General features: G+C 35.0%; 9 protein-coding genes. 8 read left to right on the top strand and 1 reads right to left on the bottom strand.

Annotation, left to right across the window (positions count from 1 at the left end):
- Nucleotides 1-47 precede the first annotated feature (47 nt).
- Nucleotides 48-794: a DeoR/GlpR family DNA-binding transcription regulator gene (locus HQN85_RS14140; RefSeq protein ID WP_173273401.1), complete on the bottom strand. Its 747-nt coding sequence runs from the start codon at nucleotides 792-794 to the stop codon at nucleotides 48-50.
- A 238-nt stretch (nucleotides 795-1,032) separates the two neighbouring features.
- Between HQN85_RS14140 and HQN85_RS14135 the strand changes: the two genes are divergently transcribed.
- From HQN85_RS14135 to HQN85_RS14100, 8 genes are all read left to right on the top strand, one after another.
- The gene (locus HQN85_RS14135; RefSeq protein ID WP_173273398.1) at nucleotides 1,033-4,125 is read left to right on the top strand and encodes a SusC/RagA family TonB-linked outer membrane protein; all 3,093 of its coding nucleotides are present in this window, start codon (nucleotides 1,033-1,035) and stop codon (nucleotides 4,123-4,125) included.
- An 18-nt stretch (nucleotides 4,126-4,143) separates the two neighbouring features.
- Nucleotides 4,144-5,724, top strand: coding sequence for a SusD/RagB family nutrient-binding outer membrane lipoprotein (locus HQN85_RS14130; RefSeq protein ID WP_173273394.1), 1,581 nt, complete (start codon nucleotides 4,144-4,146; stop codon nucleotides 5,722-5,724).
- A 10-nt stretch (nucleotides 5,725-5,734) separates the two neighbouring features.
- Nucleotides 5,735-6,547, top strand: coding sequence for a hypothetical protein (locus HQN85_RS14125; RefSeq protein WP_173273391.1), 813 nt, complete (start codon nucleotides 5,735-5,737; stop codon nucleotides 6,545-6,547).
- Between the two features lie 205 nt (nucleotides 6,548-6,752).
- Nucleotides 6,753-9,905 (top strand): SusC/RagA family TonB-linked outer membrane protein, encoded by a 3,153-nt coding sequence (locus HQN85_RS14120; RefSeq protein ID WP_173273388.1) that lies wholly within the window; start codon nucleotides 6,753-6,755, stop codon nucleotides 9,903-9,905.
- Between the two features lie 18 nt (nucleotides 9,906-9,923).
- Nucleotides 9,924-11,918, top strand: coding sequence for a SusD/RagB family nutrient-binding outer membrane lipoprotein (locus HQN85_RS14115; protein WP_173273385.1), 1,995 nt, complete (start codon nucleotides 9,924-9,926; stop codon nucleotides 11,916-11,918).
- Nucleotides 11,919-12,028: 110 nt separating this feature from the next.
- Entirely contained in the window at nucleotides 12,029-12,244 is a 216-nt protein-coding gene (locus HQN85_RS14110) for a hypothetical protein (protein ID WP_173273382.1), read from the top strand.
- Nucleotides 12,245-12,300: 56 nt separating this feature from the next.
- On the top strand, nucleotides 12,301-13,992 hold the full coding sequence (locus HQN85_RS14105) for a S41 family peptidase (protein ID WP_173273379.1): 1,692 nt from the start codon (nucleotides 12,301-12,303) through the stop codon (nucleotides 13,990-13,992).
- A 234-nt stretch (nucleotides 13,993-14,226) separates the two neighbouring features.
- Nucleotides 14,227-17,397, top strand: a complete 3,171-nt coding sequence (locus HQN85_RS14100) for a SusC/RagA family TonB-linked outer membrane protein (protein ID WP_173273376.1) — start codon at nucleotides 14,227-14,229, stop codon at nucleotides 17,395-17,397.
- The last annotated feature ends 2 nt before the right edge of the window (nucleotides 17,398-17,399 follow it).

Here is a 17,399-nt window from a genome sequence, read left to right as displayed (position 1 = left end):
GAAAAGGCCATCTTATTGATGGCCTTTTCTATTTAATGCCTTTAAACTTACAGAATTCTTAACCCTTTCACCCTATAGTTTTCTAATTTTAAGTCTTCTTGATCTAGTTCTGTAATCAAATAACTAATATTTTCTAATGATGTCACTTTAATTCTAAGTGAAATATTCAATTTCTCAGAAATGCATAAAATGGCAGATTTTCTGGATGAACTAAGCATTGTCTTTTTCAGTTGGTTAATTTCCCAATCTGTATCTGTAAGGCCATCAGTAGGATGTATAGCACTCGTGCCTAATAAACATAAATCAGCATTTATTTCAGAAAGTTGACTAATTACGTGACCGCCATATGTAATTTGTGAGTTTTTCGAAAACATTCCTCCAATCAAGATTACCTCAATTTTTCTATACTTGGCTAATTCAATGGCCACTAAGGGGCTAATGGTAAAAAAAGTAGCTGCTAAATTTTCTGGCAATTGTTTTACCAATTCAATGATAGTAGTTCCACCTCCTGTTAAAATCACCATTCCATCTTTAATTAATGGGATCGTTTTTTTTGCAATATTTATTTTAGCATCCTTGGCATATACTGTGCTGTCGTCAAAAGTAGAATTATAAGATTTAGAAAGAGCTCCTCCATGAACTTTATACAATAAATTGTCATCAGACATTTCTTGTAAATCTCTTCTTATTGTATCCTCAGAAACATTTAGCAATTGAACTAGATCTGAAGTAAGTACCCTGTTATGCAAATTAATTTGTCGCATAACAAAATCGTGCCTTTCTTTTTTTAGCATATATAGTGTTTGGAATACTAATATATAAAAAATTAAAATATTAAAAATATTATGCTGGTTTTTGCTGGTTTTTGCATTAAAAATTTCAAAAAGGTATCATTTAAGTTTAAATAATTTCTTTAAACTTAAAAATATTTATGATATTTACTTGGCAATTGCTATTTTGCGTATTAATGCGGGTTTAGCAAAAGCCAAACAATCAATAAAACAAAACTTATTTATTAACCAAATTATCTTTATGAAAAGAAAACTACTTTTACTTTTCGTAGTATGTTTTTTATGCTTAACTCAAAGTTTTGCACAACAGAAAACAATTACGGGTAAAATCCTTGACGAAGACAGGTTGCCATTGCCTGGTGCATCAGTTAAGGTTAAAGGCCTTCCGGGAGGATCAATTAGTGCTTCCGATGGTGTTTATAGCATTAAGGCCGCTCCTGGCCAAATTCTTGTATATAGTTTTATTGGAACTATTAGTCAAGAAATTACAGTGGGGACATCAAATTCAATTGATGTTGTATTAAGAACAGATGCAAATCAATTATCAGAAGTGCAAATTACGGGTGCCTTAGGTATTAAGGATGACAAAAAAGCTGCTGGAGCTTCAATTCAGTCAGTTTCTGGAGCTGTAATTGCTCAAACTCAAAGAGAAAACTTTGTGAATGGATTACAGGGTCGTATTGCGGGTCTAACTATTAACTCAACTTCTGGTGTTCCAGGAGCGTCTAGTCAGATTATTTTAAGGGGCTTTAGTTCTGTAAACAGTAATAATCAGCCTCTGATCGTAATTGATGGTATACCTTCGGATAATAGTACTATGAACACGGCAAATTTTGCTTCTAGTATGGCTAGTAATAGTTCACTAGAAAATAGAGGTACAGATTTTACCAACCGTTCATCAGATTTTAGTCCAGAAGATATTGAAGATATTACTGTATTAAAAGGACCAGAAGCAGCAGCTTTATATGGTATTGATGCAGCAAATGGAGCTATTATTATCACCACTAAAAGAGGTAAAGCTGGAGACGGTCGTATTAATTATAGCAATAGTTTCAGAATAGACCAAGTTACTTCTGTGCCAAATGTACAAGATGTATATGGCTTAGGCACTAATGGAGTGCTTGAAACTACAACAATTTCTTATTTTGGTCCAAAATATCAGGCCGGAACAAAAATTTATGATAACGTTTCTGAATTCTTTGAAACTGCCTTAACACAAAAACACAATCTTTCATTTGAAGGTGGTACTGATAAAGCAACTTACCGTGTTTCATCAACTTACACGCAGCAAAATGGTGCGATTCCTAATACAAGCTATGATCGTTTTACTTTAGGTGGTTCAACTGCAGCAACACTGAACAAATGGTTGAAAATAGATTTATCATTAAACTATAGCTACTCTAGAAATGATAAAGTTTTTAAAGGTTCTGGAGGACCACTAATAGGATTGTTAATTTGGCCAAGAACAGATGATGCTAGGGATTATTTAACACCAGCAGGTTTGAGAAGAAAGTTTTGGGATACGCTTCCTAACGAAAGTCAATTAGATAATCCATATTTTAATATCAATAAGAATAGTGCTTTTGATGTAAATAATAGGATTTTTTCGAGCACTAGTTTAATTTTAACTCCTATTAAGGATTTCACGTTTACAACCCGCGTTGGATTTGACATTGCTTCGTTCCAAAGTCAAAATGTTTACCACCCAGAGAGTTATTATGCTACTACAAGAGGAGGTGCATTTGATCAATTAACTCAAAATACACGCAACATAAACGTTAACTCTTTTGTAAATTATAAAAAAGAAGTTTTACCTAAATTTAACATCAGCGCATTAGCAGGTGGTGAGATTAAATCTGAAGATGCAAGAGCATTGAGTGCTTATGGAGAGAAGTTCTTAGAGCCTAACTTTGCTTCAATCAATAATACAGATGCATTGACAAGAAGAGCATTGAGTACTATTGTTCAAAGACGAGTTGCTTCACTTTATGGTCAAGTTCAAATGAATTATAATAAATTAGTTTATGTAACAGTAACAGGAAGAAATGACTGGACCTCTACTTTGCCAATAGCTAATAATTCATTCTTCTACCCATCTGTATCAACAAGTTTTAATTTTACAGATTTAAAAGGGTTAGAGGGACTTAAGAAAATATTAAACAGTGGTAAAATTAGAGCGAGTATTGCTCAAGTAGGTAGAGACGCACGTCCTTACAAAATTTACCCAGCATTACAATATGAAAATCTATCTGCTGGAGGTTATCGCTATGGTTTTACAGGACCAAATCCTACGTTAAAACCAGAAATAGCGACTTCATACGAATTTGGTGCTGATTTATCATTCTTAAAGAGCAGAATTAATTTAGAATTTACTTATTATAAAAAGAAAACTGACGAGCAAATTGTTAGAGATATTAGAGCTAGTTATGGTACAGGTTTCGTGTTAACTGACTTAAATGGTGGTAATACACAAAATCATGGTTATGAAGTTTTATTAACTGGTAAACCAATTTTAACTAAAGACTTTAGCTGGAATGTAATTGCTAACTTTGATTTATCTAGATCTAAATTGCTTTCATTACCTAGAGATGTGCCAGAGTCTTATAGCTCTGATACTTGGTTATATGGTAACGTTCGTGGTGGTGCGCAACCTGGACAGCCTTTAACTCAGTTTACAGGTAATTTTTATCTAAGAAATAATGCTGGGGAAATATTAATAAGTCCAGCTACAGGCCTTCCATTAAGAAGCACTGCATTTATTTCTAATGGATCAGATCGTTGGCCAGATTGGACACTTGGTTTGACTAATGAGTTTGGGTACAAAAACTTCAGATTATCTTTCTTAATTGACTTTAGAAAAGGTGGTGATGTGTTAAACGCAACAGAACATTATTTAACACAAAGAGGGTTAACTACAAGAACTTTAGATCGTGAAACACCAAGAGTGATTAAAGGTGTATTACAAGATGGATTAGAGAATTCTGCTAAACCAACACCAAATAATATTGTTGTTAATCCATACTATGATAGCAGATATTACTCTTCAATTAGTGAAGAACTATTTATAGAGAAGGATATCAATTGGATTAGAATGAGAGACATTACTTTATCTTATACACTATCATCAAAATTATTGGCTAGACAAAAATTTGTTAAATCGGCTTCATTTTTTGCAACAGCAACTGATGTATTCTTGATTACCAATTATTCTGGTGCAGATCCAATTGCTAATGGTAATAACGCGGCAACTGTGGGTGCTGGAGGTATGGCTATTGATTTTGGAAATTTCCCAACATCTTTAGGGATTAATTTCGGTGTAAGAATTGGGTTGTAAGATTAAAATCAAAAAAAAATGAAAAAATTTATATATAGTGCGGCTATACTCATCTTGATCAGTGCATCGGGATGTAAAAAGTGGTTGGATGTAAATGTTAATCCAAACAATCCACAAGTAGTATCACCCAATTTATATTTGGGTCCAATGCAAACAAACTTAGCGTTCTCACAACAATATGATGGTCGCTATATTGGTAAGTATATTCAAAACTGGGCAGAAAATACAGCTTCAGATACTTGGGATAGACATGGTTATACGTTTACTTCAGCAGATCCTGCATCTGAGCAATGGAGAACAGTGTATTTCTTATTAGGATACAATTTAATTGACATGATGCGTATTTCTGAACAAGAAGAACGCTGGGATTTATTGGGTATTGGTTATTGTTTGAAAGCTATAGGCTGGCAGCATTTAACAGATACACATGGCGAGCTAATTTTAAAGCAAGCATTTGACCAAAGTAGAAAAACTTTTGATTATGACAGCCAAGAAGACGTATATGTAGAAATACAACGCTTAGTAGACTTAGCAATCACAAATCTAAAAAGAACTGATGGTAAAGTAAACCAGGCATATTTAGCAAGTACTGATGCTATTTTTCAAGGTAACAGAGAAAAATGGTTACGTTTTGCTTATGGATTGAAAGCGTTAAATTTAAATCACCTAAGTAATAAAGGCGCAAAGTATAAACCAGATGATATTATAGCTGCTGTAGACTTGGCAATGACAGGAAATGCAGATAATGCAAAATTCAAGTTCAGTGCAGCAGGTTCTACATCTTCTAACTTCTATGGTCCGCAAAGAGGAAATCTAACTACTTTTAGACAAACTAATTTCTTTGTGAACTTAATGAATGGTACTCAATTTGGTGGTGCAGTAGACCCTAGATTAAAACGTCTACTTTTCCCATCTACAGATGGTAATGTGTACGGTATTGACCCTACTTTTGGTTACGGAACTAGTACAACAACCCAGAGACCTTTGTTGACATTTTGGGGTACAACTGCTTCTGGAGCAAATTTATCTGGAAACTACGTTTTTAATGACAAATCTAGCTACCCAATTATGACTTATTCAGAGCTACAGTTTATTAAAGCTGAAGCTGCATTTAGAAAAGGTGATAAAGTGACGGCTTTAGATGCGTATAAAAAAGGTATAGATGCACATATTGATTTTGTTAATCAAGCTAATGCGGAATCTGCAAATTCTACAGTAACACAAATTACTGCAGCAGAAAAAACAGCTTTTCTGGCGTCAGCTGCTGTGCCAACAGATCCAGCTAATTTGAAATTAGGAGATATTATGTTGCAAAAATACATTGCGCTTTGGGGTTGGGGTATTAACGAAACTTGGGCTGATTTAAGAAGGTATCATTATATTGATGCAGATCCATCTGCTCCTGCTGCTACTCAAGTTTATAGAGGTTTTGCAATTCCAGCTCCCGATCGTCTTTTTAGTGATAACAATAACAAACCTGCCTACAGATTACGTCCAAGATATAACTCGGAATGGGTTTGGAATATTGATGCATTTGAAAAAATAGGTGGTAAAAGATTAGATTATCACACTATTCCAATTTGGATTGCAAACCCTTAATTTTTAAATTATGAAAAAGAATATATTATTATTTCCAATATATCTTCTAGCGTTAGCTATGATGTTTGCATCATGTGAGAAAAACGCAGTGGTTGATATTACTACTCCATATTCAGGAGCTCAGTTTAAATACTATAACTTTGCAATTAATGGACCAACAGTCAATTTTTATGCAAATGATGTGAAAACAACTGCCACTTTAACGGCTTCTGGGGTAGAGGCTGCCACTGGAGTTAACTTTGGAGGGTTGGTGCCATTAAGAGGTTATTCTCTATCGCCAGTAGGTAGTGTTAAGTTTTCTTCTTTAACACCAAGTACTATGGTGGTAAACGCTGCTTTAGGCCAAGGACCAAACATAGAAACATCTGCTGTAACTAAAACAGTAGAAGATGGTAAAAACTATAGTTACTACACAAGTGGTATTTATGATTATGTAACTAAAAAATCTGATGCTTTTATTATAGAAGATATTTTACCAGCTCCAGATACTTCAATTGCTTATATTAGACTAGTTAATCCTGGTCATAATACAACTGCTTTATCATTAGAATTGACACAAACATTTACAAGTACTACACCAGGCGTTCCGCCACTTGTTATTGTTACAACGCCAATTACTGGTATAGTTTATAAAACAGCTTCGCCTTATATTGCGGTTAAGCAAGGTGCTTATTCTTTAAGGCTTATTGATTCTCCAAGTGGAAAATTAGTGACTAGAACCGCAACCTCATTTCTTAAAGGTAGGTTGTACACATTTACTTTACGAGGCAATTTAATTACAAATAGCCCAGCCCCTTTCCTCGATTTTACAGAGAATCGATAAATAATTTGTTAATCAAAAAAGCCCACTTGAATTTCAGGTGGGCTTTTTTGATTCTATATCTATGATGAAGCTTTATTTATAGACTCCACATAACAGTATTTAGTTCGCAATTTTCAACTTAACATACTGTATTAGAGTTATTACATAAATATTTTATCGGTTTATTCAATTATTGTATATTAGTATATACTTAACCCAATAACATATGAAAATAAAACTACTTACGTTATTTTTCGCGATGTTTCTAATGGCTACACAAGTGCTGGCCCAACAAGTTACAATTACTGGAAAAATAACTTCCACCGAGGATGGAAATCCTATTCCTGGAGTTTCGGTGAAAATTAAAGGAACCAATAATGTGGTCCAATCCGAACCAAATGGAATGTATTCCATAAAAGCAAATAAAGGGGATGTTATTCAATTTATTTATTTAGGAATGAAAACCCAAGAGCGGGAAATAAACGGTGCTGGAGCAATAAATATAGCTTTGGTATCGGATAGCCAGTCACTTGGTGAGGTTGTTGTGACCGCTATGGGTGTTAAAAAAGAGAGAAGAGCTTTAGGCTATTCAGTTACGGAGCTGAATTCAGAAGAGCTGATGAAAAACAAAAACACGAACATCATCAACTCTCTAGCGGGTAAGGCGCCTGGCGTAAATGTTACCCAATTTAGTGGTTCGGCTGGTGCAGGAGCATCAATCACCATTCGTGGAGGTAGCTCTACTGCTGAAGGCAGACAAAATCAGCCATTGTTTGTAGTAGATGGGATAATTTATGACAACTCAACTTCGGTGACTGGTAATTCCGGCACAGATGGTTTAACACGTAGTAATACTACTTATTCTAACCGTGTAATGGATATCAACCCAGAAGATATAGAAAGTTTATCTGTTTTAAAGGGAGCTGCTGCAGCTGCGCTATATGGTTCTAGAGCTGCTGATGGAGCGATAATTATTACTACCAAAAAAGGAAGTGAAGGTGTTATTCAGATAAATGTCTCTAGCAGATTAAGTACATCGCAAGCGAATAAGTTACCAGAAGTGCAAACCACTTTTGGTCCAGGTTCTTATGCTGCTAATGGTGTTTTCAGCGATTTGAATGCTTACAGTTCATGGGGTAAACCAATTGCTGCAGGTACGCCAATTTATGACAATATTGGTACTTTCTTTCAGAATGGTGCGGTATACGATAATAATGTTAATGTTTCTGGAGGTTCAAAAACAGGAAGTTTCTTTTTATCAGCATCAAATTTTGATCAATCAGGTATTGTTCCAGGAACAGGTTATGATAAGACTACTTTCCGTTTTAACGGTCAGCAGAAATACGGAAAGCTAACTGTAGATGCAAATGCAGCATATTCTGTGGCTGACATTGATAGAACCTTAACAACTTCTGGTTTGTATAGTAGTGGAGTAGGAAGTATGCAAGCCTTATATAGTTGGCCTACTATATTTGATATCAAAAATTATGTTAATCCAGATGGTACTCAATTTCGTCCTTATGCCGGAACACTTGATTTGGCCTCTGATAGAGATAATCCTTATTGGATTATTAATAAGGATAAGTTAACCTCACAAACCAAGCGCTTCACCGGAGGAGTTAGTGCTAACTATAAAATAGCGAGCTGGTGGGATTTAACTGCCCGTGTTGGTTATGATCAATATACCACCAATGATTACACCTTCATTGCTCCAGGTTCTGCACTTATTCCATTATATCAGAATGGTCGTTTAAGCAAAAATATGGTGAACTATAGTTTCATTACCTCTACAATAATGAGTAACTGGCATAAAACATTTGGAGACTTTGATGCTCATATTATGCTAGGTGGTACTACTGAAAGTAATGAAACATTACGTCAGAACCATTGGGGATATGGTTTTAATACACCAGGTACTATCAGTTTAGCCAATATCGCCAACACTAATAAGTTCTTTACAGATGCAACTGGTAAAAAGCGCTTGGTAGGTGCCTATGGAGAAGCAGGAGTATCTTATAAAAGCATTGCTTATTTAACATTTACAGGACGCAATGACTGGTCATCATCATTACCAATTGATGCCTATTCTTATTTTTATCCATCAATAAGCGGTGCATTTGTGTTTACTGAGCTACTTCCTAAAAACAATATCCTTTCTTTCGGAAAGATCAGGGCAAGCTGGGCAAGTGTAGGTAAAGATACAGATCCATATGCAACAGCAACGAATGTAAATGCACCATATACTATTGGTTCTTATACTGCTGTTGGTAACCAATGGGCTGCTGGTAATCCCAACCTAAAACCTGAAAAGCAGGATTCGTGGGAAATTGGCGCAGAGTTCAGATTCTTGAAAGGTCGCATTGGTTTAGATTATACCTATTACCATAGTGAAACAGGAAATCAGATTGGACAACCCCGTTTAGCGCAATCTGGTGGATTTATTTTTAGTACGCTAAACAGCGGTACTGTAATTAATAAAGGTATGGAGATTGCATTAACAGGAAAGCCAATTGCGAATAAGGATTTCTCATGGGATGCAACACTTAACTTCTCTTACAATAAGGGTAGGTTAGGCAGTTTTATTCCTGGAATTGCTTATTTCTATCCAACAGACGCACAGTTTGGAACAGTAAAGGCAGCATCGGTTCCTAATGGAGGTTATTTCCTTGGATTAACTGGTTCGCCATATCTTCGTGAATTAGATGCAAACAAGGCAGAAATTCCAAATGGCCGTTATCAGGTTGATCCAACCACTGGTTTGTATAAATTAAATACCAACAATCCTGTTGTAGGTAACCGTGAGCCAGATTTTATTGGTGGTTTTAATAATACTTTCCGATACAAGAACCTTTCATTTTCTTTTTTACTCGATATTCGTAAAGGAGGGGATGTGTTTAATGGTACCGAATACGCTTTGGTTGCAAATGGCTTAAGCAAACGAACATTGTTAAATGATAGACAATCGGTTACTGTAACCGGAGTGAACAGTGTTACTGGAGCAGATTTTACACAGACCTATGAAGCTGGTAAAACCTATACCATTGGAACAACTACAGTTGCAGGAACAAACATGATTCAACGCTATTGGGATAACTATGCTGCTAATTCTTATAATTTCCTTACTTCTGTAAACTGGTTAAAGCTACGTTCTGTATCATTAACTTATGATTTTAAAGATCTTGTAAAGAAAGCCAAATTTATCAAAGGATTATCTGCTTCAGTAGTAGGAACCAATCTATTAACCTGGACGAACTATAAAGGCATGGATCCTGAAGTAAGTGCGGCGGGTGGAACAGGTGGTTCTGGATCTACAGGTATAGATTACCTTGGAGTGCCGGCAGTGAGGACTTTCACTTTTGGACTAAATGTTTCTTTTTAATCAATTGAAAAATATATCATGAAAAAATTAAAATATATTATACTCGGATGTATACTCATAGGCACGGTAACTTCGTGTAAAAAATGGTTGGATGTTAACGTAGATCCAGATAACCCAAATAACCAAACGGTATTGCTAGAGAATAGATTACCTTGGATACAACACTTTTATATGTACTCAGCAGGGGTAACTAACTTCCGTACCGCTTGCCAATCGGGTGTTTATTATGCTATTGCTGCAGCTCAAAATACGTTCTCGACGACGTGGCAAGCTTCTAATTCCAATTCTACCACTCCTTACCAGACTTGGTTCGTGGCTACCTCTTCAAATGTTGAGGATATGTACAATAGTGCTAAAAAACAAGGTGCTTATCATTATATGGCTGCCGCCGATGTTTTCCACGCATTGGGTTATATGCAAATGCTAGACCTTTATGGTGAAATGCCATACAAAGAGGCAGGAACAGGAAATCCAAGTCCTAAACCAGATAATGGCAAAACCATTTATTATGGCTGTATGGCAAAATTAAACGAAGCCATTAGCTTATTTGGCAAAGCCCAGGAAGCAGGAGCACCAGCGCTTACAAGTGGAGATATGATCAATAAAGGCAATATCGACAAATGGATAAAATTATGCTGGGGATTGAAAGCACGTTACATGCTGAAACTATCAAAAAAAGCAGATGCATATAATCCAGATTCTATTTTAATCTGCTTATCTAAAGGTCCACAATCGAATGCCGACAACATAGTTGAACAAGGCCTTAACAACAGCACAGTTACGGATTATTTACTTGGAGATCCTATTGTAACAAATGGTAACTTTAATTATGCCGCTTATGGTAACAATCAGCGTATTTCGCAGTTCTACTATAATCTGTTGACAAATATGCGTGGTTCTAGTGTAACAGATCCAAGGATGACTAAAATTGTACCTGCTGCTATGTCTAACGTTAAGCTAGATGCAAACGGAAAAGTACAATCTTATGACTGGACACGTTCAGTAGGTGTGGATTCTTACGGTCCTTCAACAAGATTACAGAAGGCAGGTAGCCCTACATCTATTGTGACACCAACTTATGCTGCTGCCAATACTAATATCAAGTATACAATTTCAATTGCTGCAGATAGGGCCGATTTTATCGCATCTTTAATTGCTAAAGGAAAAACATATACTGTTAGCGGAAACGATGTGACAGTTACCTATAAGGCTGGCTCTATGTTTATCAATAGTACTAATTATGTGTTTGCTGGTGATACTACCTATGTAAGCATGCGCAGCAATTCAATCGCCACTTCTGGAAATGCAGCTCAGCCTCAAACAGATGTAAATTGGTATGTGAATGCTACCGCTTATAATGCAGGTGTAGTTGGTTCTACAGGTTCATTCCAAACTCGTCCAGTTTCTGATTTTGAAATTTTAACCTACCATGAAATGTGCTTTATAGAAGCAGAGGTATATATGAGAAAAGGTGAGACTGCCAAAGCTTATGATGCTTATAAAAGAGGCATAACAGCGCATTTGAATATGATGCAAACAAAATTGACTGAATGGCAAGGCTCTTATGGTACAACTAATCCTGATATGAGGCCAATGAATGCAGGTGATATTGCGGCTTATCTTTCAAGCAATGCGGTTGCACAGAATGCTGGGGTTTTAACTATGCAAGATATTATGTTGCAAAAGTTCGTAGCAATGGGATGCAGCCTTGAAAACTATAACGATATGCGTCGTTTTAATTTCAGCGCAGGTAATGTAGGGAACTTTGGAGTAGTTTATCCTGGTTATGATAGAGGTCCATTATTTACAGGGACTGCTCAATTAACAGGCGGTAGTAAAACTGATCCAAGATATTGGATGCGCCGTTGGGCATTGCCACCTGTATATGAAATACAATACAATTCTGTAAATACGCTAGCTTTAAATCCTCATGCTACTGACCCGAATATTTGGTCTATGCCTGTATGGTGGGATTGTGCTTCAGATGCAGAGTATCAAAATTACCTCAAATAATAGGTTAGGTATATTAATATTATATTTATAAGCCCCGTTAAAATTCTAGCGGGGCTTTTTATTGCTACTCTTCGATAAAATTTTATATTTTTGCAACAAAGTATTTAATAATGGCAAGCTTTACACTTACTCCTGAAACCTGGGAAAGGGTTAAAATTAAATTTTTAAGGAAATACCGAGATTTAACTCAAGCAGATCTTTCTTTTTCCTCTGGTCAAGAAGATCAATTAGTGCAGAAGTTAATGACCTTGGTTAAAAGAGACCAAAAATATATTGAATTTACTATTCGTAAAGCATTAGCAGATCCAAACGGCAATCGTTTATAAGCTAGTTTTAAATCCTACCACTTTTTTGTAAGTTTACCACTATTAATAAAAGGTAAATGAAGAAGGTTAAAATTGGTATCTTATTGTTTTCCATTGGCTTGTTATCATTAACATTTGCCTTTAAAGAAGATTTATTCCTAGTATCTAAAAACTTAGATATTTTCGCATCGCTCTACAAAGAGATCAACATTAATTATGTAGAGGAAACAAATCCTACAGACTTAATGCGAACTAGCATTGATGCAATGTTAGAGGGGTTAGATCCTTATACCGAGTATATTCCTGAATCTGAAATAGAAGATTATAAATTAAAATATGTGAGTACACAATATGGAGGTATAGGCGCAGGTACCTTATTTATTGAAGGAAAACTTTTTGTGAATGAGGTAAGTGAAGGAAACCCGGCTAATAAACAGGGAATTAAACCTGGTGATCAAATTGTAAAAATTAATGGAATTGATACAAAGGGAAAAGATAGAAGTCAGATTAGTCAATTATTACGTGGACCTAAAGGTTCCTCATTAAGCTTAGTTATTATAAGGGAGGGTACGGTACTTAATAAAACCTTAGTTAGAGAAGAGATTAAACAACCAAATGTATCTTATTCAGGTATTTTAGATAATCAGATTGGCTATATCCGATTGGATAAGTTCTTAGAAAATTCAGGGCAAGAAGTTGCAACTGCATTAGAAAACATCAACAAAGAAAAACCAAAAGGAATTATACTTGATTTACGTAATAATGGTGGGGGTATTTTACAAGAAGCAGTTAAAATTGTAAATCTATTTGTAGATAAAAACATTTTAGTAGTAACTCAAAAAGGAAGAAATCCTGAAAAGACAATTGCTTACAAAACAGTTAACCAACCAGTATCTCCACAAATACCATTAGTTGTTTTAGTGAATGGTTCATCAGCTTCTGCTTCGGAAATTGTTGCAGGTGCATTGCAAGATCTAGATAGAGCAATTATTATTGGACAACGTAGCTATGGTAAAGGGCTTGTACAACAAACTTTTAATCTTCCATATAATAGTTTAGTTAAGGTCACTGTTGCAAAGTATTATACACCATCTGGTCGATGCATTCAGGCTTTGGATTATGCACATAAAAACCAGAATGGTGAAGCAGAAAAGTTTGCAGATTCAGTAATGAAAGCTTATGATACAAAAGCAGGTAGAACAGTATATAATGGTAACGGAGTTTATCCAGATGTATTTGTGGCTCCAGTTAAATATAGTCCAATTACTATTTCGTTAATCAATAAAAATCTTTTATTCGATTATGCCAACAACTATAAAAAGGCAAACAAGGAAATAGAGAATGTTAAAACGTTTCAACTAAGCGATGCAAATTATACTCAATTTATTAATTCATTAGCTGATAAAGATTATAGTTACACCTCTCGAACAGAACGTTTGCTATCTGATTTACGAACAGAGGCAGAGAATGAAAATAAACTAGGTGCTGTAAGAACAGATTTAGAAGAATTAAAATCTAAAATGTTAAGTGCAAAAAAAACAGATTTGATTACACATAAAACCGAAATCAAAAGAGTTCTAGAAACACAAATTATTAGCCGTTATTATTTTGAGAGAGGTAAAATTGAGCAAGCATTCCAATACGATAAAGAAATATTACAAGCTAAAACACTATTTAATAATCAGCAACAAATGCTAGCCATTCTTAAAGGGGATGGACAGTATAAAAAAATTGGAACCCCAATAAAGTCCTCAATATCAGAAAATTAATTTGTCGCAAACTCTTGATTAACTATGTTTTAAGTTATCATTTTTGTTTTTATATGCTAAAACTTAATATTCTATTCCTGTAAGTGTTAAAAAGTGTTAAAATTTAAATTGTTGTAAATCAGGCATTTATAATTCTGAAATATTAATTTAACACATTAATGTTTTGATTCATACATACTTTTACTCATATTTAGGAATTAATTAACTATTAACTAACCTAAATTTTATTAATTTATGAAAAAACTTGTACTAAGTTTATTCATCTTGCTTACTGTAACTGTAAGTGCGTTTGCTCAAGAACGTACAGTATCAGGTACTATAAGATCAAGTGAAGACGGTCTGCCAATTCCCGGCGTTTCCGTAAGAGTAAAAGAGATATCTGGTTCTGGAGTTACAACTGGAGCAGATGGTAAATTCACTATTAAAGTTGCAGCAAATGGCAAAACTTTAGTAGTTTCTTCAATTGCATTTGTAACTAAAGAAATAGCAATTACTAGTAATGTTATTAATGTAACACTAGAAGGAGATTCTAAAGCATTAGCTGAAGTAATTGTTACAGGTATTGGTGGTTCTAGAGAAGGTAAGTCTATTGGTTATTCTGCAACTCAGATTAAAGCAGCAGATTTGACAGTAGCTAGAAATACTGATATTAGTACTGCTTTAACTGGTAAGGTTTCAGGAGTTCAATTAAATGGCTCGCCAAGTTCTACTTTTGATAATGCGTCAATTATTGTACGTGGTATCAATGGTTTCAGTGTTGGTTCACCTTTATTTATACTAGATGGAACACCAACTATTCAAGAAAACGTTAATATGGATAACGTAGAAAGTGTAACTGTGCTTAAAGGTGCGGCAGCAACTGCAATCTATGGTCAACGTGCATATAATGGTGTTGTTGTTATTACAAGTAAAAAAGGTGTTAAAGGTCAGAAACCATCAATTGAATTTAGTTCTACTTATAGCATGGATAAAACCTCTATTTTACCTGATTATCAGAACGAATATGGAGGTGGTTATACTGCTGATTGGATTAAATTTGTGTATAATCCAGCAATCCATCCAGCTTCTTGGGCTGCTTTCAATGGTCAGAACATGTTAGATTATGGTGCTGATTCAAGTTTCGGTCCAAAAATTGATGGAACGCAATATAGATCTTGGTCAAGTTGGTATCCTGAAAGAGCTAACTTTGGTAAAACTGAAGCTATAACAGCTCATCCAGACAATGTGAAGGATTTCTTGCAAACTGGAGGTAATTTTATTAATAACCTAGCATTTGCTACTGCTGGAGAAAACTCTGCTATAAGAATAGGTTATACAAACCAAAATAGAACATTAGTTCAGATTAACTCTAAACAGATTAAGAATACTATCAATGCGGCTGGAAGTATCGATTTTAATGACCATTTCAGTGCTTCAACTGATATTCAGTTCATGAAGGAATACAGAAAAGGACAGCCATACGAAACTTATCGTAATGATGGATTAAATATTGTGCAAGGTTTCAACCAGTGGTTCCAAAGACAATTGGATATGAATGAATTGAAAGAATTTCAAACTACAGCAGCTGGTACTCCAACTTCATGGAATATCGGAAACCCTAATGGTACTGGAAACATAGCATCTATCACACATCCTCAATACTGGGATAATCCATTTTGGGTAGCGAAAAGCAATTACCAAACCTATTCTAGAAATCGTATTGTTGGTAATGTTAGCTTAAAATATAAAATCAATTCTGCCTTTGCAATTAATGGAGCTGTTCGTACTGATATTAATAATGGACAGAGCGATGAAAGAATGGCTACTGGTGGTTTACAGTTAGATTATTATAAAATAAATCAATTTATAAATAATGAGTTTAACTATGAAGCAAACGCTACATATAAAAAAGTGTTTGGTGATTTTAGCGTTGATGCGTTATTAGGAGTTAACTTAAGACAAAATCATAACGAAGGTTTAAATATGAGTACTGAGGGTGGTCTAACCTTCCCTAATTATTTTAACATTGCTGCTTCATTGTCTAGACCAACTACAACAAATACGGTTTATGAGAAAATGGTAAGAAGTGCCTTGGGTAAAGTTTCATTAGGCTATAAAGGCTTCCTTTATGTGGATGTAACAGGTAGAAATGATTGGTCGTCTGTATTTGCGCCTGATTTAAATTCTTACTTCTATCCATCAGTTTCAGGATCATTTATTGCATCTGAATTCTTCCCAGCATCTTGGAAAAACACTTTCTCATTTGCGAAAATCCGTGCATCATACGCTAGAGTAGGTAATGATTTAGATCCTTATCAATTAGATCCTGCATACAATAGAAATAATCCTTATGGTACTAATGCATCATTAAATATTGGTGATCAATTACGTGATGGTAGAATTAGACCAGCATTAACAGGTACTTTTGAAGTAGGTACAGAATTGAAGTTCTTTAAAGATCGTTTGAGTTTCGATTTTGCTTACTATAAGTCAACTAACGAGGATCAGATTTTAAATGTTACTGTAAATAACGCAACAGGTTATAGCACAAGTTTAATTAACGCAGGAAAATTAACAAACAGAGGTTTTGAGTTGTCAATGAATGTAACTCCTATTGCATCTAAAAATGTAACTTGGAATTTAACAGCAAACTTAGGCTACACAAAAACTATTGTAAATAAGATTACTGATAACCAACAAAATGCTATCTATCAAACTTCAACTTTCTTTGGTAATACACTTAACTTAAGAGAAGGTAAAGAATGGGGATATGTATTAGGTCGTAAATTCAATAGAGATGCTAATGGAAATGTAATCATTAGCGCATCTGGCTTCCCTACTTTTACTACTAATCAAGAAATTGGTTATGCCCGTCCTAAATATTCAGGAGGTGGTTACAGTAGTTTAAGAGTATTCAACTTTGATTTAGGACTTTCATTCGATTGGCAAAAAGGTGGTTTATTTAACTCTACTACAAGAGCATTTAACATGGGTAGCGGTTTATCACAAGAAACTGTTGGCTTAAATGATAAAGGCATTGATTGGAGATTATCACCATCAGTAGGTGGTGGTTACAAATTTGCAGGTGTATTAGCTAATGGAACACCTAATACTAAATATGTAGAGGCAAGTGATGCCTTTTATACTGGTATGCAAAACGGCGCCGGTGAAATGTTCATGATTAACGCTTCTTATTTTAAATTAAGAGAGGTTCGTTTAGGCTATAGCATTCCACAAAGCTTCTTAAGCAAAATTAAAGGTGTTAAAGGTGCTAATGTAGCATTTACAGTAAGCAATGCTTGGTTGATTTCTGCACCTGGCAAGAAATATGGTGTTGATCCATCAGAAATAGAAAACTTCTGGCAAGAAGGTGGTCAGTTGCCTGCTTCTAGAAGTTACGGTATCAACTTAAGATTAACTTTTTAACG

The organism is Pedobacter boryungensis, assembly GCF_013204825.1.
Classification (GTDB): domain Bacteria; phylum Bacteroidota; class Bacteroidia; order Sphingobacteriales; family Sphingobacteriaceae; genus Pedobacter; species Pedobacter boryungensis.
This window is presented reverse-complemented; position numbering and strand designations above follow the sequence as displayed.

Bases quoted from the DNA above. Each gene is read 5' to 3' on its own strand.
- HQN85_RS14140 (WP_173273401.1), bottom strand. From the start codon at position 794: ATGCTAAAAAAAGAAAGGCACGATTTTGTTATGCGACAAATTAATTTG.
- HQN85_RS14135 (WP_173273398.1), top strand. From the start codon at position 1,033: ATGAAAAGAAAACTACTTTTACTTTTCGTAGTATGTTTTTTATGCTTA.
- HQN85_RS14130 (WP_173273394.1), top strand. From the start codon at position 4,144: ATGAAAAAATTTATATATAGTGCGGCTATACTCATCTTGATCAGTGCA.
- HQN85_RS14125 (WP_173273391.1), top strand. From the start codon at position 5,735: ATGAAAAAGAATATATTATTATTTCCAATATATCTTCTAGCGTTAGCT.
- HQN85_RS14120 (WP_173273388.1), top strand. From the start codon at position 6,753: ATGAAAATAAAACTACTTACGTTATTTTTCGCGATGTTTCTAATGGCT.
- HQN85_RS14115 (WP_173273385.1), top strand. From the start codon at position 9,924: ATGAAAAAATTAAAATATATTATACTCGGATGTATACTCATAGGCACG.
- HQN85_RS14110 (WP_173273382.1), top strand. From the start codon at position 12,029: ATGGCAAGCTTTACACTTACTCCTGAAACCTGGGAAAGGGTTAAAATT.
- HQN85_RS14105 (WP_173273379.1), top strand. From the start codon at position 12,301: ATGAAGAAGGTTAAAATTGGTATCTTATTGTTTTCCATTGGCTTGTTA.
- HQN85_RS14100 (WP_173273376.1), top strand. From the start codon at position 14,227: ATGAAAAAACTTGTACTAAGTTTATTCATCTTGCTTACTGTAACTGTA.